The sequence below is a fragment of the Janthinobacterium sp. genome (genome assembly GCF_009923995.1).
Lineage (GTDB): Bacteria > Pseudomonadota > Gammaproteobacteria > Burkholderiales > Burkholderiaceae_D > Janthinobacterium.
On sequence record NZ_RFSK01000002.1, the window covers coordinates 112,439 to 130,458 of the forward strand.

General features: G+C 61.3%; 18 protein-coding genes. 13 read left to right on the plus strand and 5 right to left on the minus strand.

Annotation, left to right across the window (positions count from 1 at the left end; genetic code table 11):
* Positions 1-102: 102 nt before the first annotated feature.
* From EBS11_RS01585 to EBS11_RS01600, 4 genes are all read left to right on the plus strand, one after another.
* On the plus strand, positions 103-753 hold the full coding sequence (locus tag EBS11_RS01585; RefSeq protein ID WP_290599961.1) for a TetR/AcrR family transcriptional regulator: 651 nt from the start codon (positions 103-105) through the stop codon (positions 751-753).
* Between the two features lie 169 nt (positions 754-922).
* Positions 923-1,573 (plus strand): protein-L-isoaspartate O-methyltransferase, encoded by a 651-nt coding sequence (locus tag EBS11_RS01590; RefSeq protein WP_290599962.1) that lies wholly within the window; start codon positions 923-925, stop codon positions 1,571-1,573.
* Positions 1,574-1,587: 14 nt separating this feature from the next.
* Positions 1,588-1,911 carry a rhodanese-like domain-containing protein gene (locus EBS11_RS01595; RefSeq protein ID WP_290599963.1) on the plus strand — a complete coding sequence of 108 codons (324 nt, stop codon included), beginning with the start codon at positions 1,588-1,590 and terminating at the stop codon, positions 1,909-1,911.
* Positions 1,912-2,053: 142 nt separating this feature from the next.
* The gene (locus tag EBS11_RS01600; RefSeq protein ID WP_290599965.1) at positions 2,054-3,376 is read left to right on the plus strand and encodes a TolC family outer membrane protein; all 1,323 of its coding nucleotides are present in this window, start codon (positions 2,054-2,056) and stop codon (positions 3,374-3,376) included.
* A gap of 87 nt (positions 3,377-3,463) precedes the next feature.
* Here EBS11_RS01600 and gloA read toward each other — a convergent pair whose 3' ends face one another.
* The 4 genes from gloA to EBS11_RS01620 form a co-directional block, all read right to left on the minus strand.
* Positions 3,464-3,871, minus strand: a complete 408-nt coding sequence (gloA, locus tag EBS11_RS01605) for a lactoylglutathione lyase (RefSeq protein ID WP_290599967.1) — start codon at positions 3,869-3,871, stop codon at positions 3,464-3,466.
* A gap of 114 nt (positions 3,872-3,985) precedes the next feature.
* Positions 3,986-4,408, minus strand: coding sequence for an OsmC family protein (locus tag EBS11_RS01610; RefSeq protein ID WP_290599969.1), 423 nt, complete (start codon positions 4,406-4,408; stop codon positions 3,986-3,988).
* Positions 4,409-4,507: 99 nt separating this feature from the next.
* Positions 4,508-5,818 (minus strand): sorbosone dehydrogenase family protein, encoded by a 1,311-nt coding sequence (locus tag EBS11_RS01615; RefSeq protein WP_290599971.1) that lies wholly within the window; start codon positions 5,816-5,818, stop codon positions 4,508-4,510.
* A gap of 39 nt (positions 5,819-5,857) precedes the next feature.
* On the minus strand, positions 5,858-6,124 hold the full coding sequence (locus tag EBS11_RS01620) for a hypothetical protein (protein WP_290599972.1): 267 nt from the start codon (positions 6,122-6,124) through the stop codon (positions 5,858-5,860).
* A 262-nt stretch (positions 6,125-6,386) separates the two neighbouring features.
* Here EBS11_RS01620 and EBS11_RS01625 point away from each other — a divergent pair, with 262 nt between their 5' ends.
* From EBS11_RS01625 to can, 7 genes are all read left to right on the plus strand, one after another.
* Positions 6,387-7,340, plus strand: coding sequence for an NAD kinase (locus EBS11_RS01625; protein ID WP_290599974.1), 954 nt, complete (start codon positions 6,387-6,389; stop codon positions 7,338-7,340).
* 48 nt (positions 7,341-7,388) lie between these two features.
* On the plus strand, positions 7,389-9,056 hold the full coding sequence (gene recN / locus EBS11_RS01630) for a DNA repair protein RecN (RefSeq protein ID WP_290599975.1): 1,668 nt from the start codon (positions 7,389-7,391) through the stop codon (positions 9,054-9,056).
* Between the two features lie 146 nt (positions 9,057-9,202).
* Positions 9,203-10,312, plus strand: coding sequence for a ferrochelatase (hemH, locus tag EBS11_RS01635; protein ID WP_290599977.1), 1,110 nt, complete (start codon positions 9,203-9,205; stop codon positions 10,310-10,312).
* Positions 10,313-10,670: 358 nt separating this feature from the next.
* Entirely contained in the window at positions 10,671-11,207 is a 537-nt protein-coding gene (grpE, locus tag EBS11_RS01640) for a nucleotide exchange factor GrpE (protein WP_290599978.1), read from the plus strand.
* A gap of 91 nt (positions 11,208-11,298) precedes the next feature.
* Entirely contained in the window at positions 11,299-13,242 is a 1,944-nt protein-coding gene (dnaK, locus tag EBS11_RS01645; RefSeq protein ID WP_290599979.1) for a molecular chaperone DnaK, read from the plus strand.
* A gap of 161 nt (positions 13,243-13,403) precedes the next feature.
* The gene (dnaJ, locus tag EBS11_RS01650; protein WP_092796828.1) at positions 13,404-14,537 is read left to right on the plus strand and encodes a molecular chaperone DnaJ; all 1,134 of its coding nucleotides are present in this window, start codon (positions 13,404-13,406) and stop codon (positions 14,535-14,537) included.
* Between the two features lie 138 nt (positions 14,538-14,675).
* Positions 14,676-15,347 (plus strand): carbonate dehydratase, encoded by a 672-nt coding sequence (gene can, locus EBS11_RS01655; RefSeq protein ID WP_290599984.1) that lies wholly within the window; start codon positions 14,676-14,678, stop codon positions 15,345-15,347.
* Positions 15,348-15,365: 18 nt separating this feature from the next.
* Here can and EBS11_RS01660 read toward each other — a convergent pair whose 3' ends face one another.
* Positions 15,366-15,851, minus strand: coding sequence for a sel1 repeat family protein (locus EBS11_RS01660; protein WP_290599985.1), 486 nt, complete (start codon positions 15,849-15,851; stop codon positions 15,366-15,368).
* Positions 15,852-16,073: 222 nt separating this feature from the next.
* Here EBS11_RS01660 and EBS11_RS01665 point away from each other — a divergent pair, with 222 nt between their 5' ends.
* Together EBS11_RS01665 and EBS11_RS01670 are read left to right on the plus strand one after the other, a co-directional pair.
* Complete coding sequence (locus tag EBS11_RS01665; RefSeq protein ID WP_290599986.1) at positions 16,074-16,958, plus strand: TauD/TfdA family dioxygenase; 885 nt, start codon at positions 16,074-16,076, stop codon at positions 16,956-16,958.
* A gap of 32 nt (positions 16,959-16,990) precedes the next feature.
* Positions 16,991-18,019 carry an ABC transporter substrate-binding protein gene (locus EBS11_RS01670; RefSeq protein ID WP_290599987.1) on the plus strand — a complete coding sequence of 343 codons (1,029 nt, stop codon included), beginning with the start codon at positions 16,991-16,993 and terminating at the stop codon, positions 18,017-18,019.
* Position 18,020: the final 1 nt, after the last annotated feature.

An 18,020-nucleotide genomic window follows, 5' to 3' on the forward strand; every position in this document is an offset into this window, starting at 1 on the left:
CGGCGCGCTACAATGGCGCGCCGGGCCATGCGCCGGTGCTTGACCGGACTTGGAGACAAGTCTACTATTAATGACTCAAAAGTAAGTTACCCGGATTGACACATGCACGCCCCGATTGATACCAAGCCCCGCTGGGAGCGGCGCAAGGATGCCCGCCCCCAGGAATTGCTCGCCGCCGCCCTCGACCTGTTCGTCGAACGGGGTTTCGCGTCGACGCGGCTGGAGGACGTGGCCAAGCGGGCAGGTGTGTCAAAGGGTACGTTGTACCTGTACTTCGAGAATAAACAGGAATTGTTCAAGGCCGTGGTGCGCGACAATATCGTGCAGTCGATCGGCGAGGCGGAAAACAGCATGGCCGCGTCGGAGGAAAGCAGCGCCGACTTGCTGCGCAAGGTGATGATGCAGTGGTGGGAAGAGTTCGGTGCCACCAAGCTGGCCGGCTTGACCAAGCTGATGCTGGCCGAAGCCAACAATTTCCCGGAACTGGCGCAGTTTTACAACGAAGAAGTCGTCGCGCGCGGCAATGCGCTGGTCGTCAGCCTGCTGGAACGGGGCATGCAGCGCGGCGAATTCCGCCAGGTCGATCCCGTCCTGGTCAGCACCATCCTCAGCGCCCCCGTCACCATGCTCATGATGTGGACGCATTCCTTCCTGCCATGCGAGGTCAAGAACATCGATCCGGTGGCCTATATGGATGCCTTTATCGACATGAGCGTGCGCAGCCTGCAGGTGGAGGCGCCCGGGAAAAACTGATCCACGGCCCCTGCCGCTACCGTTCAGTTGCCCCTTTTCCAAGGTTCACCCCCCCAAATCTGCAGATCGTCGCAAATTTCCTCCATTCCCCGTCTTTATGGTTAACATGTGCTTTCAGCCAGTTCAACGATAAAATGGCGGATTATTACTTCACTTACCGAGTCCAAAGATGAATATCGAACAAGCCCGCTTCAATATGATCGAACAGCAAATCCGTCCATGGGACGTACTGGATCTCGACGTGCTGGAGCTGTTGAACGTGGTCAAGCGTGAAGATTTCGTGCCTGCCGCCTATAAAAACCTGGCCTTCGTCGATACCGAAATTCCACTGGGCGGCGGCGAATGCATGTTCACGCCAAAGCTGGAAGCGCGCATTTTGCAAGACGTAGCCGTCAAAAAGCATGAAAATGTGTTGGAAATCGGCACTGGCAGCGGCTACATGGCTGCCTTGCTGGCGCACAAGGCGCGTCACGTGACGAGCGTGGAAATCGTGCCGCAATTGAAAACCCTGGCCGAACAGAACCTGGCGGCCAACGGCGTCACCAACGTGACCGTGGAACTGGGCGACGGTGCCCAGGGCTGGAGCAAGGGCGCACCCTACGACGTGATCGTCGTGTCCGGCGCGCTGGCCGTGTTGCCGGAAGCGCTGTTGCAACAAGTTAAAGTGGGCGGCCGTATCCTCGCCATCATCGGCGAAGCGCCGATCATGTCGGCGCACTTGATCACGCGCAGCTCGGACAAGGCCTACGACACGCGCAAGCTGTTTGAAACCAATGTCACGCCGCTGCAAGCCGTGGCACCGTCGCACTTCCAGTTCTGAGGCGGCGAGATTCAATGGAGCATTTGAGCGCACCGCAGCTGGCCGCCTGGCTGGCTGACACCTCCCGCCCGCGTCCCGTATTGCTGGACGTGCGCGAGCAGTGGGAGTTTGACCTGTGCCACCTCGACGGCGCCACCCTGATGCAGATGAACTCGATACCGGCGCGTATCGACGACCTCGATGAAGATGCCGAGATCGTCTGCATTTGCCATCACGGCGCACGCAGCATGCAGGTGGCGGCTTTCCTGGAGCGCAATGGTTTTGGCAAGATCAGTAACTTGACGGGTGGCGTCCATGCCTGGGCGCTGCAAGTCGACAGCGCCATGCCTAAATACTAAGTATTTCGCAGTAGATACAACCCCAGGCATGCTTTCCGCATGCCTGCGGAGGCCTGTACCCCGCTTACCCGGCGGGAGCCAGGTTGAGCGGTAGCAGATTTTTGATTCCATCAACTTTTGACGACTCCAACGGAGAAATGCAATGCGGAAACCCCTTATCGCCGTACTGATGACCAGCGCCTTTGTCTCGATGACATGTTCGCTGCAAGCGCAGGCGGCCGATCTCATCCAGGTGTACCAGCAGGCGCTGGCCAATGACGCGCAGTACGCCAGTGCGCGCGCGGCCCTGTCGGCCGGGATGGAACGGGTTCCGCAAGGCTTGTCCGGCCTGCTGCCGCAAGTGTCCGCGTCGGGCAGCAATACGCGCAACAGCATCGAACCGATCACCAGCACCATTTCCATGCCGACGGTTAAGGTGCACACGAATACCTACAACCTGACCCTGGCGCAGCCGCTGTTCCGCTGGGACCGCTGGGAAACCTATCAGCAAAGCAAGCTGGCGCAGGCAATTGCCGAAGCGCAATTTGCACAGGTACAGCAAGACCTGATCACCCGTGTGGCGCAGGCGTATTTCGACGTGCTCAGCGCGCAGGACAACCTGGGCGCGACGCAGGCGCAAAAAGTCGCCACGACGGAGCAGCTGGCATCGGCCAAGCGCAACTTCGAGGTCGGCACGCAGACCATTACCGATACGCATGAGGCGCAAGCGGCCTACGACCTGGTGGTGGCGCAGGAATTTGCCGCCATCAATGACCTGGCCAACAAGCGCAGCGCCCTGCAAACCATCATCGGCGAAGCGCCAGCGAACCTGGCGCCGATGCGCACGGGCGTGGTCATCAGCGCACCGGAACCGGCCGCCATCGAACCGTGGGTGAGCTCGGCGGAAGAACAGAATTACGGCGTCGTCACGGCCCAGTTCAGCGTGGAATCGGCCAAGCGCGACATCGGCCGCAACCGCGCCGGCCACTATCCGACCCTGGACCTGATCGCCAACACGGGCCATACCTACACCACGGGCGGCGGCACCGGCAGCGCGAACAATAATGCCATCGGCGTGCAGTGGAGCATCCCCATCTTTAGCGGCTTTGCCGTGACGAGCAAGGTGCGCGAATCGATCGCGCTGGAAAACAAGGCCCGCAACGACTTGGAAACGGCGCGCCGCACGGCGGCACAGGGCGCGCGCCAGGCTTTCCTCGGCGTCAACAGTGGCCTGGCGCAAGTCAAGGCGCTGGAAGCGGCGGAAGTGTCGAGCAAATCGGCGCTGGAGTCGAACCAGCTCGGTTATCAAGTGGGCGTGCGTATCAATATCGACGTCTTGAATGCGCAGAAGCAATTGTTCAGCACGCAAAAAGACCTGTCGAAGGCCCGCTATGACACCATCATGAATGGCTTGCGCCTGAAGTCGGCAGCCGGCACCTTGAAGGAAACGGACCTGGTGCCCGTCAACGCCTTGCTGGATAAATAAGCGAGATTTTGATGCCAATCAAAACCAGCACCGGCAACGGCGCTGGTTTTTTTTCGTCCTGCGCAGCGCGGCGCAAGGACGGAAGTCTTACAGGCCGGCGCCCTGGCCATCGAACTTGCGTTCGATCAATTCGATCTTGTAGCCGTCCGGATCGGTGATGAAGGCGATGACCGTGTTGCCGCCCTTGACGGGGCCCGGTTCGCGCGTCACGTTGCCGCCGTTGGCCCGTGCCGCATCGCACGCGGCAACGATATCCTCGGCGGAGATGGCGATGTGGCCATACGCCGTGCCCAGCTCGTAGCTGGTGGTGCCGTAGTTATACGTCAGTTCCAGTTCCGCGTGGTCGGGATTCGAACCGTAGCCGACGAAGGCCAGCGTGTACTGGTATTCCGGATTGTCGCTGGTGCGCAACAGTTTCATGCCCAGGACCTTGGTGTAAAAATCGATGGAGCGCTGCAGGTCGCCGACCCGCAACATGGTGTGCAAAATACGCATCGTAAATCCTTGATGGTGATAGGGGAATGGCAGGATTTTATGCGGTTTATGGTTTTTGTGCCGAGACCGCCCCTGCTGTCCGGTGACCGGACCGCAGCGGACGGTATGCCGGAATTACTCCAGATGGGCGTCCAGGGTAATCTCCGTGGCCAGCAATTTGGACACGGGGCAGCCCAGCTTGGCGCGCAGGGCCGCATCCTGGAACGCTTCCTCGGTGGCGCCGGGAATGGTGGCCACGAGGGTCAGGTGGACGGCCGTGATGGCATAGCTGCCATCGATTTTTTCCAGGCTGACCTCGGCCGTCGTCTTCAGGGCCGTGGCGCGCATGCCGGCCTCGCCCAGCTGGCCGGACAGGGCCATCGTGAAGCAGGCGGCGTGGGCCGCACCGATCAGTTCCTCCGGATTGCTGCCGGGGCCATCTTCGAAGCGCGTGTTGAAGCCGTAGGCCACGTTGTCGAGCGCGCCGCTTTGGGTGGAAATAAACCCTTTGCCATCTTTAAGGCCGCCACTCCAGACGGCTGATCCTGTTTTTTTCATGATGTACTCCTTGCGTGGTTCGAGAGTCCATCATGCGCGCCCCACCACCTCGCTTCCGTTCGTTGCGCCACACAGGGGCGGCATCCACGCCTGCCGCGTTCAGCGGGACGGCGCCACGCGCCAGATGACATTGCCCACATCGTCCGCCACCAGCAACGCGCCCGCCTTGTCGATGGCCACGCCGACGGGGCGCCCCTGCGCCTTGCCGTTCTGGTCCAGGAAACCGCTGACGACATCCTGTGGCGGACCGCTGGGGACGCCATTGGCGAAGGGCACGAAGATGACTTTATAGCCGCTGAATGGCTTGCGGTTCCACGACCCGTGCTGGCCGACGAAGGCGCCGCCCCGGTAGCGGACGGGCAGCAGGCTGCCGTCATAAAACGCCAGGCCCAGCGATGCCGTGTGCGCGCCCAGCGCATAGTCGGGCGCGATGGCCCTGGCCACTAGGCCCGGTTGCGGCGGCTGCACGCGCGCATCGACATGCTGGCCGAAATAGCTGTAGGGCCAGCCATAGAAGGCGCCATCCTTGACCGAAGTCAAATAGTCGGGCACCAGGTCATTGCCCAGTTCGTCGCGTTCATTGACGGCTGTCCACAGTGCGCCCGTGTCGGGCTGCCAGGCCAGGCCCACGGGGTTGCGCAAGCCCGTCGCATACACGCGGGCCTTGCCCGTCGCGCGTTCGAAGCGCCAGATGGCGGCGCGGCCGTCTTCGGCCGACATGCCGTTTTCGCCCACATTGCTGTTGGAACCGACGGTGACATATAAAAACTTGCCGTCCGCACTGGCGATGACGTTCTTGGTCCAGTGGTGGTTGATGGGTCCGCCGGGCAGGTCCATCACCTTGGTACCGGGGGCCGTGATGCTGGTCTGTCCTTCCTCGTAGGGGAAGCGCACGAGGGCGTCGGCATTGGCGATGTACAGGTCCTTGCCGACAAGGGCCATGCCGAATGGCGAATTGAGCCCTTGCAGGAACACGCTGCGCGTCTGCGCCATGCCCTTGCTGTCCATGCCGCGCAGCAAGGTGATGCGGTTGGCGCTGGGCGTGGCCGCGCCCGCTTTTTTCATCTGCATCTGCATGATGGCGCCCTTGATGCCCTTGCTGTCGTCCGGTTTCGGCGGCGCATTCGTTTCCGCCACGAGCACGTCGCCATTCGGCAAGACGTACAGCCAGCGCGGATGGTCGAGCCCGCGTGCATACGCGTCGATGGCCAGTCCGGCCGCAACGAAGGGACGCTGCCCGGCCGTCCAGCGCTGCACGGGGGCGACATTGACGGTGGGAATGAGCTGTTTATCGGGTGCGGGCAGCACGGGCTGGGGGCCAAAGCCCACGGGCATGGCAGGCGCCTGGGCGTGGGCGACGGTGCTGGCGCAGGCAGCGGCCAGCAGGAGTGAACAGGCGTAGCGGTGCATGGCGTACTCCGGAAACGTAGCAGTGCGTGACGGTTGGACTCAGCGCGGCTTCTTGGGTTCCGGCTGCGCGCCAGGACGGGCCTGTTGCGGTGCGGCGGGCTTGACCTTTTCGACACCCGGCTGGGCGTGCCTGTCCGTGTCGACGAGGCCTTGCTCCAGGTCGCTGGCCGCCTGCTGCATGACCTTGCGCGGGCGCACGTTCTGCGCGTCGGGCGACTCGTCGCGCTCGTGCGGCAGACGGTCCACGCCGTCATTGCGCACTTTTTCATCGGTGTTGATCTTGCGTTCACTTGGTGGGGTAAGCATATGGCCTCCTGGTGGAAAGAATGACGTCCAGCCAGTGTCCCGCCGCGGCGCGGGACCGGCAAGGGGATTTCCCGGCGCACGGAGCGCTGGCGCACGCAAGGGCGAATCTTTTTCTGCGCTACACTGCGGCAACACTGATAAACGCCCCTTGCAGGCACGCGGCAGCCGCACTATACTGTGCATATATACAGTATCATGCGATGCCGGCGTGCGGCGCGACAGCCTGGGGCGACTTGCCAACGCATTCACTACCGAGATTTTTATGCCCGTCGAAAAACACGCCGAATTGCCAGCAGCCGCCTTGCCAGCCCCGGGCCACCCGTTCAACCTGGGCACCAAGACCATCGCCCTGGTCGTGCGCCAGAATACGGATGGCATTGCCGAACCCGTGAAAAGCATCGTCGACTTCCTGCAGGTGCTGGGCCACACGGTGGTCTTTGAAGCGGAGACGGCTGCGCACCTGGCCTTGCCCGGCGTGCGCGCCATGTCGCCGGCCGAGATCGGCGCCGCAGCCGATTGCGCCATCGTCATGGGCGGCGACGGCACCATGCTGGGCATCGCGCGCCAGCTGGCGCCATTCGACGTGCCTTTGATCGGCATCAATCAGGGACGGCTTGGCTTCATGACGGATATTCCGCTCGAGCGTATGCTGCCCGTGCTGGCGCAAATTCTCGGCGGCCGCTTCAAGGCGGAACGCCGCACCTTGCTCGAAGGCAGCGTGCTGCGCGATGGCAAGTCCATCCACGTGGGCATGGCCGTCAACGACGTCGTCGTCTCGCGCGGCGGCGGCGCCGGCATGGCGGAACTGCGCGTCGAAGTCGACGGACACTTCATGTACAACCAGCGCTCGGATGGCCTGATTATTTCCACGCCCACGGGCTCGACCGCTTACTCGCTGTCGGCCGGCGGTCCCCTGCTGCATCCGACCCTGGGCGGCATCGTGCTCGTGCCGATCGCCCCGCATGCGCTGTCGAACCGCCCCATCGTCTTGCCCGACTCGAGCCAGATCGTCGTGGAAATCGTGCGCGGGCGCGATATCAGCGTCAATTTCGACATGCAGACGTTCGCCAGCCTGGTCCAGCAAGACCGCATCCTCATCCGCCGTTCGCCGCACACGATTACCTTCCTGCATCCGGAAGGGTGGAGTTACTACAACACCCTGCGTGAAAAACTGCACTGGAATGAGTACCCGTCGGGCGAGGGCAAGCTCAGCTAACCAGTTTTTCCACGCTAACCCGCGGTGCGCCGCCTAACCACAGAAGCCATGCTCCATACACTGTCCATCCGCGATTTTGTCATTGTCGATACCATTGAACTGGAATTTTCCGCAGGCTTCAGCGTGCTGACGGGCGAGACGGGGGCCGGCAAGTCCATCCTCATCGATGCGCTGACCCTGGCGCTGGGCGGACGCGGCGACGCCAGCGTCGTGCGTGAAGGGGCGGCCAAGGCCGACATCACGGCCGATTTCTCCGTCAGCGAGGTGGCGCAGGCATGGCTGGTGGCCAACGAATTCGCCAATGACGACGGCGGTGCCTTGCTGCGTCGCGTGATCGACAACGCGGGCCGCTCGAAAGCGTATATCAACGGCATCCCCGCCACGGCCGCGCAGCTGCGCGAACTGGGCGACATGCTGGTCGACATCCACGGCCAGCACGCGCACCAGTCGCTGCTGAAAAGCGAAGCGCAGCGGGCGCTGCTCGACGGCCAGGCGACGGCGCGCGAAGCGGGCGCGGAGCAGGATGCGCGGCAGGTGGCGGCGCTGCACAAGCGCTGGCGCGCCCTCGTGCGCCAGCGCGAAGAATTCGAAACGAATGCCGCCAACGTGCTGTACGAGCGCGAACGCCTGGAATGGCAGGTGGGCGAGCTGGAAAAACTGGCCGCCAAGCCCGGCGAATGGACGGACATCACGAACGAGCACAGCCGTCTGTCGCACGCGGCCAGCCTGCTGGAAGGCGCGCAGGAAGCCCTGTCCCTCATTTCCGAGTCGGAAGACCACCCCATCGTCTCGCAGCTGTCGGGCCTGAACCAGAAACTGGGCAAGCTCGTCTCCGTCGACGCGGAATTACAGCCCATCGTCGACCTGATCGAATCGTCGCGCATCCAGCTGCAGGAATCCGTGTATGCGCTGAACAACTACCTGGACCGCGTGGAGCTGGACCCGGAGCGGCTGCACCAGCTCGATGCGCGCATGGAAGCCATGCACAGCACGGCCCGCAAATTCCGCGTCACGCCGGAAGAGTTGCCTGAGGAACACGCCAAGCTGTCGGAAAAGCTGCAGCACCTGGCCGACGCTTCCGACATCGAAGGCTTGCTGCGCCAGGAAGCGAAGATCGAGGCGGAATACCGCAGCGTCGCCGAGCGCCTGTCCGCCACGCGCCAAGCCGCCGCACTGGAGCTGGGGCAGGCCGTCACGCGGGCCATGCAGGAACTGAGCATGACGGGCGGCAGTTTCGAGATTGCCCTGAACCCGTGCGAACCGGCCGCCCATGGCCTGGAGCAGGTGGAATTTCTCGTTGCCGGCCACGCGGGCACGGCGCCCCGTTCGCTGGCGAAAGTGGCGTCCGGCGGCGAGCTGGCGCGCATCGCGCTGGCCATCTCCGTCATCACCTCGCACGCCACCACCACGCCGACCCTGATCTTCGACGAGGTCGACAGCGGCATCGGCGGCGCCGTCGCGGAAGTGGTGGGCCGCCTGCTGAAGCGCCTGGGACAAGGGCGGCAAGTGCTGTGCGTGACCCACTTGCCGCAAGTGGCCAGCCAGGCGAATCAACATTTTCAGGTGGCAAAAAGCACCCTGGATAACGGCAAGACGGCTTCGCGCATCGACATGCTCGACGCCAAGGCCCGGGTGGAAGAAGTGGCGCGCATGCTGGGCGGCCTGGAAATCACGGCCACCACGCGCAAGCATGCACGCGAGCTGCTGGCGATTTAAACGCAGGCGTAAATCCGGGGTCAGACCCCCGGATGCGTTAGCGCTGAGCTTGATGTTGGCGGCATCGAGGATCTGACCCTGTACCGGCGTTGACGTAATGAAACTATAATGGCTGGCTATCTGTCCACCGTCATCAAAGAGCCTTCATGTCATTTCAAACAGAACCTCCGTACACGCATGGCAGCATCGACCGCAGCGCCGTGGTGCTGGTCAACCTGGGCACGCCCGATGCGCCGACGTCGTCGGCCGTGCGGCGCTATCTGAAGCAGTTCCTGTCGGACCCGCGCGTGGTGGAAATTCCCCGCATTGTCTGGTGGTGCATCCTGCACCTGATCATTTTGCCGTTTCGCTCCGGCCAGTCGGCGAAGAAATACGCGTCCATCTGGACGCGCGAAGGCTCGCCCCTGAAAGTGCACACGCACAAGCAGGCGAAATTGCTGGCCGGCGCACTGGCCGAACGGGGCCACGATGGCGTGACGGTGGCCATGGCCATGCGCTACGGTTCGCCTTCCTTGCCCGAGGTGCTGGCCCAGCTGAAAAGCGAGGGTTGCGAGCGCATCGCCATCCTGCCCGCCTATCCGCAATACTCGGGCACGACGACGGGTTCCATCTACGACGCCGTGTTTGCCCATTACGCGACGGTGCGCAATGTGCCGGAATTGCGTTTTATTAAGCAGTACCACGAACACGACACGTATATCGACGCCTTGCGCGATTCCGTGCTGAACCATTGGGAAGCGCATGGCCGGCCGGAAAAACTGGTGATGAGCTTTCACGGCGTGCCCAAGCGCACCTTGCTGCTGGGCGACCCGTATCACTGCCAGTGCCTGAAAACGGCGCGCCTGCTGGCGGAAAAGTTGAAATTAACTAAAGAGCAATATGTGGTGACCTTCCAGTCCCGCTTCGGCAAGGCCGAATGGCTGCAGCCGTACACGGCGCCCACCCTGGTGGCGCTGGCCCAGCAGGGCGTCAAGCGCGTCGACCTGCTGTGCCCGGGCTTTACCAGCGACTGCCTGGAAACCCTGGAAGAAATCGCCATGGAAGCGAAGCACGATTTCGAGGCGGCGGGCGGCCAGCATTTCCATTACATCGCTTGCCTGAATGAAACGCCCAAGTGGATCGCGGGCCTGGCAGAAATCGCTGAACAGCACATGATTGGCTGGCCCACGATGAAGACGGCGGCGCAGCGGGCGGCCGACAAGCACGAGGGCGAGCAGGCCCGCGCGGCGGCCCTGGCGCTGGGGGCGGCGAATTAGAAAAAGTATCTATTTTGCAATGATGGGCCGCGCTTGCGCGGCTTTGTCGTTTCTGGCGTGGACGGATGGTTTGCCAAGTAGCAACATCGTCAGTGGCAATCGCCTTGGCGGGGCTGGTAGAATGCCGGCTTTGCTGGGGATGCCGGCTGTATCCGGGGGAGCACGCTCCATAGGGCGCGCACGGCTCGCCGCCCGAAATGGGAAGCGATTTGTAATAAGCTGTAACATTGGCTGACGTAAACCTTGGCGTTCGCGCGCGTACCCCTTGAAACAGTAGGATATAGCCCCATCTGCCGGTTAGTGTTGTAAAGATGTATAGACTAACTTATTTAAGCCATTGATTGTAGGAGCTTTCTAGATGCAAGATCAGGAAAACCAAGCCGTACCTAATCCGCAAGCGGACGCCGCGACGACTGCGCCATCGACTCCCGCAGAGCCTACTTTGGAAGAGCAGCTGGCGAGTACCGAAGCGCGTCTGGCAGAAATGCACGATGCCTTCATGCGCGCCAAGGCCGATGGCGAAAATATCCGCCGCCGCGCGCAGGAAGATGTTGCTAAAGCGCATAAATTCGCAGTGGAAAGCTTTGCCGAAGCCATGGTGCCGGTGAAAGACAGCCTGGAAACGGCGCTGACGGTGGAAGCACCGACGATCGAGTCGCTGAAAGAAGGCGTCGAGATGACCTTGAAGCAATTGAGCGCCGCGTTCGAGCGCAACCGCCTGGTGGAAGTGCTGCCAGCGCAGGGCGAGAAGCTCGATCCGATGAAACACCAGGCCGTTGCCGTGGTGCCAGCGGATCAGGAAGCCAATACCATCGTGTCAGTCTTGCAAAAGGGCTATATGATTGCGGACCGCCTGTTGCGTCCAGCCATTGTGACTACCGCGCAAGCAAAATAATCAGAGGGCGGCATCAAGCAAGCCTTGAAACCATGCCGCTTTGCCACATATAAGAACCATCTGAAATCTAGCAAATAAAAGGAAAAAAATCATGGGTAGAATTATCGGTATCGATCTGGGAACCACGAATTCCTGCGTTTCCATCATGGAAAATGGTCAACCAAAGGTAATCGAAAACGCTGAAGGCGCACGCACGACGCCATCGATTATTGCTTATCAAGAAGATGGCGAAATTCTCGTCGGCGCGCCGGCGAAACGCCAGGCCGTGACCAATCCGAAAAACACGCTGTTCGCAGTGAAGCGTTTGATCGGTCGCAAGTTCGACGAAAAAGAAGTCCAAAAAGACATCGCGCTGATGCCGTACCAAATCATGAAAGCCGACAACGGCGATGCATGGATCGGCGTACGCGACAAAAAACTGGCGCCACCGCAAATTTCGGCGGAAGTACTGCGCAAGATGAAGAAAACGGCAGAAGACTACCTCGGTGAAGAAGTCACCGAAGCCGTCATCACCGTGCCTGCGTACTTCAACGACTCGCAGCGCCAGGCTACCAAGGATGCCGGCCGCATCGCCGGTCTGGACGTCAAGCGCATCATCAACGAGCCAACCGCGGCAGCGCTGGCGTTCGGCCTGGACAAGGCTGAAAAAGGCGACCGTAAAATCGCCGTGTATGACTTGGGTGGCGGTACGTTCGACGTGTCGATCATCGAAATCGCTGATGTTGATGGTGAGAAACAATTTGAAGTGCTGTCGACCAACGGCGACACCTTCCTGGGCGGCGAAGACTTCGACCAGCGCATCATCGATTACATCATCGACGAGTTCAAGAAGATCAACGGCATCGACCTGAAAAAAGATCCGATCGCCCTGCAGCGCATCAAGGCTTCGGCCGAGCGCGCGAAGATCGAGTTGTCGTCGTCGCAACAGACCGAGATCAACGAGCCGTACATCGCCATGGCAAATGGCGCACCGGTCCACTTGAACCTGAAGATGACCCGCGCCAAGCTGGAGTCGCTGGTGGAAGAGCTGATCACGGCCACGATGGAACCTTGCCGCACCGCTATCAAAGATGCTGGCGTGAAAGTGTCGGACATCGATGACATCATCCTGGTCGGCGGCATGACCCGTATGCCGAAGGTGCAGGAAAAAGTGAAGGAATTCTTCGGCAAGGACCCACGCAAGGACGTGAATCCGGACGAAGCCGTCGCCGTGGGCGCAGCGATTCAAGGTTCGGTCCTGTCGGGCGAACGCAAGGACTTGCTGTTGCTGGACGTCACTCCTCTGTCCCTGGGCATCGAAACCCTGGGCGGCGTGATGACCAAGATGATCCACAAAAACACGACGATTCCGACCAAGTTCAGCCAAGTCTTCTCGACGGCCGACGACAATCAGCCTGCGGTGACCATCAAGGTCTTCCAGGGTGAGCGCGAAATCGCCGCCGGCAACAAGGGTCTGGGCGAATTCAATCTGGAAGGCATCCCGCCAGCAGCACGCGGCACGCCACAGATCGAAGTGACCTTCGACATCGACGCCAACGGTATCTTGCATGTCGGCGCGAAAGACAAGGCCACCGGCAAGGAAAACAAGATCACGATCAAGGCCAATTCCGGCTTGACCGAGGCGGAAATCCAGAAGATGGTGAAAGACGCCGAGTTGAACGCGGAAGAAGACAAGAAGGTCAAAGAATTGGCCGAGTCGCGCAACCAGGCCGATGCTCTGGTACACTCGACCCGGAAATCCTTGACCGAATACGGCGACAAGCTGGAAGCGGGCGAGAAAGAGAAGATCGAAGCGGCAATCACCGACCTGGAAGCAAGCATCAAGGCCGGCGACAAGGCTGAGATCGACGCCAAGGTGGAAGCACTGTCGAGCGCATCGCAGAAAATGGGCGAAAAAATGTATGCCGACATGCAAGCGCAGCAAGCTGCCGGCGGCGCGGAAGGTGCACAGCAAGCTGCTGGCGCATCGGACGCAGGCGCCAAGCAAGATGACGTTGTCGACGCTGACTTCAAAGAAGTCAAAGACAGCAAGTAATTGTCTTGCGCTCCCATGAACTGGGGGCAGCCGGGCTGAACGCTACATCGCGGGATTAGCCGCGAAGACCGGCCGAGCCGAGTCGTTGCCCAGTGCAGCACTCGACTCGGCTTTTTCGTGTAATTTTTACATCAGTAGATAGACTGCAAGGTGCCGACAACATGGCAAAGCGTGATTTTTACGAGACACTCGGTGTCGCAAAAAATGCTTCGGAAGAAGAGATCAAAAAGTCTTACCGTAAACTGGCGATGAAATACCATCCGGACCGCAATCCGGATAGCAAGGAATCGGAAGAAAAGTTTAAGGAAGTCAAAGAAGCCTACGAGATGCTGACCAATCCGGAAAAGCGCGATGCGTATGACCGTTACGGTCACGCCGGCGTGGACCCGAACATGGGCGGCGGCGGTGGCTTCGGCGGCGGTGCTGGCGGCTTTGCCGACAGCTTCGGCGATATCTTCGGCGACATCTTTGGCGGTGGCGGTGGACGTAGCCGCAATGCCGGTCCACAGGTGTACCGTGGCGCCGATTTGCGTTACAACCTGGAAATTACACTGGAGCAAGCTGCGCACGGCTTCGACACGACCATCCGCGTGCCGAGCTGGGACAAGTGCGATACGTGTCACGGCAGCGGCGCCAAGCCAGGCACGTCGCCGACCACCTGCGGTACCTGCGGTGGCCACGGCCAGGTGCGCATGCAGCAAGGTTTCTTCAGCATCCAGCAAACCTGCCCGAAATGCCATGGCAGCGGCAAGGTCATCACCGACCCCTGCACGCCATGCGGCGGCGCCGGTCGCATCAAGCGCAACAAGACGCTGGAAGTGAAGATTCCAGTCGGCATCGACAACGGCATGCGTATCCGTTCGTCCGGCAACGGCGAACCGGGCACGAATGGCGGTCCGTCGGGCGACCTGTATGTGGAAATCCACATCAAGCCGCACGCCGTGTTCCAGCGCGAAGGCGACGACCTGCATTGCGAAATGCCGATTTCGTTCACCAAGGCAGCATTGGGCGGTGAAATCGAAGTGCCTACCCTGAACGGCAAGGTGTCGTTCACGATCCCGGAAGGTACCCAGTCGGGCAAGACCTTCCGCCTGAAAGGCAAGGGCATCAAGGGCGTGCGCTCCGGTTACGCGGGCGACCTGTTCTGCCACGTGGCCATCGAAACACCCGTCAAACTGACGGAAAAACAGAAAGACCTGCTGCGGGAGTTCGAGAAATCGACGACCGAGGGCGGTGCCAAGCACAGCCCGCAGAGCAAGACCTGGAAAGACAAGGTCAAGGATTTTTTTGAATAAGCACACGTAATACCATACGCCGGGATGCTCACACATCCCGGCGTTTTTTTACCCAGGTTGCTTCAGCATCTGCGCGCATCGCACCCTAACACACGCGATCGGCGCGCTGTTCAACCGAAATTACCTCATGGGAGCGATATGACCGAACCGAAAAATGGCCTGGCCCTGGCGGAACTGCTGCAGCGTAACCGCCGCTGGGCCGACTCGATGGTGGCGAAAGACCCGAACTTCTTCAAGAACCTGGAAGCGCAAACCTCGCCCGAATACCTGTGGATCGGCTGTTCCGACAGCCGCGTTCCCGCCAACGAACTGCTGGGCATGGCGCCTGGCGACGTGTTTGTCCATCGCAATATCGCCAACGTGGTCGTGCATTCCGACCTGAACTGCCTTTCCGTCCTGCAATTTGCCGTGGACGTGCTGAAAGTCAAACATGTCATCATCGTCGGCCATTACGGCTGCAAGGGCGTGCATGCGGCCATGACGGGCACGCGCATCGGCCTGGTCGACAACTGGCTGCGTCACGTGCAGGACGTGGGCCAGAAGCACGAACGCTATCTGGGCGACGTGCTGACCAGCCGCCAGCGCGGCGACCGCCTGTGCGAACTGAACGTGGTGGAACAGGTCTTGAACGTGTGCCAGACCACCATCGTGCAGGATGCGTGGGAACGGGGCCAGGAACTCAGCGTCCACGGCTGGGTATATGGCTTGAAGGATGGCTTGCTGAACGACCTGGAAGTGACGGTCACGGCCGGCCACGAACTGGCGCCGCGCATGGCGGCCCGGCTGGCCCGCTACGAAGCGACGGCGTAAGCCACGCTGGCGCGGCGCTTACGGCGCGGCGCCTTCCAGGCGGTCCAGGTAGTCGGCCGCCTCCCGCACGCCCTCCTGCGCCGCCTGGCGCAGCCAGGTTTTAGCCTGGGGCAGATCCCGGGGCGTGCCGCGGCCTTCGGCCAGCGCCACGCCATAGTGGTAGCGCGCCAGCCGCGCGTAGGCGGCGTCATCATTCGTATGGGCGCCGCGCCGCATCAGCGCCGTCGCCTGCACCAGGTCCTTCGTCACGCCGATGCCCGTTTCATACAGCTGGGCGAGCCAAATCATCGAATACACATCATTCCAGCGCCGGATGCAGTCTTCAAAGATCGCCACGGCCGCCGCATGGTCACCCGTCTTGTCGGCCGCGTAGCCGTACAGACACTTGATGCGCTTGTCGCTGTGGACATAGGCCTTGTAGCTGAGATCGCCTTCATCCTGGCTATCCTGGGCCTGGGCGGGAGTGGCGAGCAGCAAGGCGAGCAAGAGGGCGACGGCGGGCATGGCGTTCCTGTCTGGGCGTTGAAAATGAATGGATAAGCAAGTTGCGTGCTAACCCGGTCCCGGGGCAAGCCGTGTCCTGGCGCATTGCGGCTGTACCATTGTGTGACAGGCGCCGTTGCTTGCTGGCGCAACGCCTTGCGCATATGGATATCGGAAATGCTTCGTTTGCAAGGCGCGCAGGCGGGCATACAGTGGACTTCCCCTGACTATTTGCGAATTCTTATGTCGGCCGTCCTGAAACCCGTGCTTTCCACCAGCCATTTCCGCATCGAAACGTTCGATGCCCCGCTCGGCGCGCAAGTGCTGGGGCTGGACCTGTCGCAGCCGCTGTCGCTGGGCGATTTCCAGCGCCTGCACCACGCCCACCTCGACCATCATGTGCTGGTGTTCCGCGCGCAGCACATCACGCCGCGGCAGCAGGTCGACTTCAGCCGCCGCTTCGGTCCCCTGCAAATCCACGTGCTGCGCCAGTTCCAGCTGCCATCGCAGCCGGAAGTGCTGATCATTTCGAACATCGTCGAGGATGGCCAGCCCATCGGCCTCGGAGACGCGGGCCATTTCTGGCATTCGGACCTGTCGTACAAGGAAGTACCCAGCCTCGGCTCCATGCTGCACGCGCAAGAGTTGCCGGACGAGGGCGGCGATACCGTATTTGCCAACATGCACCTGGCGTGGGAAAGCTTGCCGGCCGCGCTGCGCCATGCCGTGCGCGGCGCCCGTGCCGAACACAGCTATTTGAGCCAGTATGAGGAATTGCGCCGCCGTAATCCGTGGCGTCCCGCCCTGACCCAGGCGCAGATCGATGAAGTCAAGCCCGTCACCCATCCTGTCGTGCGCGTGCATCCGGAAACGGGACGCCGCGCCCTGTTCGTCAGCGAACACTTCACCACGCGCATCGTCGGCTTGCCCGACGATGAAAGCCGTGCCGTGCTCGACGAACTGTTTGCCCACAGCGTGCGCCCCGAGCACCTGTATGTGCACCGCTGGCAGCCGCACGACCTGGTGTTCTGGGACAACCGCTCCCTGATGCACCTGGCGACGGGTTGCCCTTCCGACCAGCGCCGCAAGTTGTATCGCACCACCATCGAAGGCGATGCGCCGTACTGATTTTGACTGTTGATTTAACCCAAGGAGTGTCCATGTTGCCGATCTTTACCTTTGCCCGCCCGCGCCGTCTTCTCGCCACTCTCGCCATGCTGTGCGCCGCAGGCATGGCGGCAAGCATGGCCCGGGCCGAAGGACAGATCCGCATCGCGGGCCAGCATGGCATCACCTTCTTGCTGCTCAATATTGCGCAGGAACAGAAACTGATCGAAAAGCATGGCAAGCAGCAGGGCGTCGATGTGAAAGTCGAGTGGATTACCCTGTCCGGCGGCCCGGCCATCAATGACGCTTTGTTGTCGGGCAATATCGATATCGCGGGCGCAGGCCTGGGGCCGCTGCTGACCATCTGGGACCGCACGAAAGGCCGGCAGAACGTGCGCGGCGTGGCCTCGCTGGGCAATTTTCCTTACTATTTGATCAGCAACAATCCCAAGGTAAAGACCCTGGCGGACTTCACGGACAAGGACCGCATCGCCTTGCCCGCCGTGTCCGTCTCCGTGCAGGCGCGCATCCTGCAGATGGCCGTGGCGAAACAGTGGGGCGACAAGGAGTTTGCCCGGCTCGACAAGATCACGCAAACCTTACCGCACCCGGACGCGGCCGCCGCCATCATCGCGGGCGGCACGGAACTGAGCGGCCACTTCGGTAACTCGCCGTTCCAGGAACAGGAACTGGCGCAAAATCCGAACGCGCACATCGTGCTCGATTCCTACACGGTGCAGGGCGGGCCCAGCTCGTCTACCCTGCTGTACGCGACGGAGAAATACCGCAAGGACAATCCGAAGACTTACCGCGCCTTCATTGCCGCCCTGGCGGAAGCGGCGCAATATGCAAGCAGCAACCCGCAGGGCGCAGCCGATATCTATATCAAGGTCAACAAGAGCAAGGTGGACCGCAATCTGCTGCTGAAAATCTTTGCCAATCCGCAAGTGCAATTCAAGATTGCCCCGCAAAATACCTATGGCCTGGCGCAGTTTTTGCACCGCGTGAGCGCCATCCGCAACCTGCCCGACAACTGGCGCGATTATTTCTTTGAAGACCCTGCCATCACCCAAGGGAGCTGAC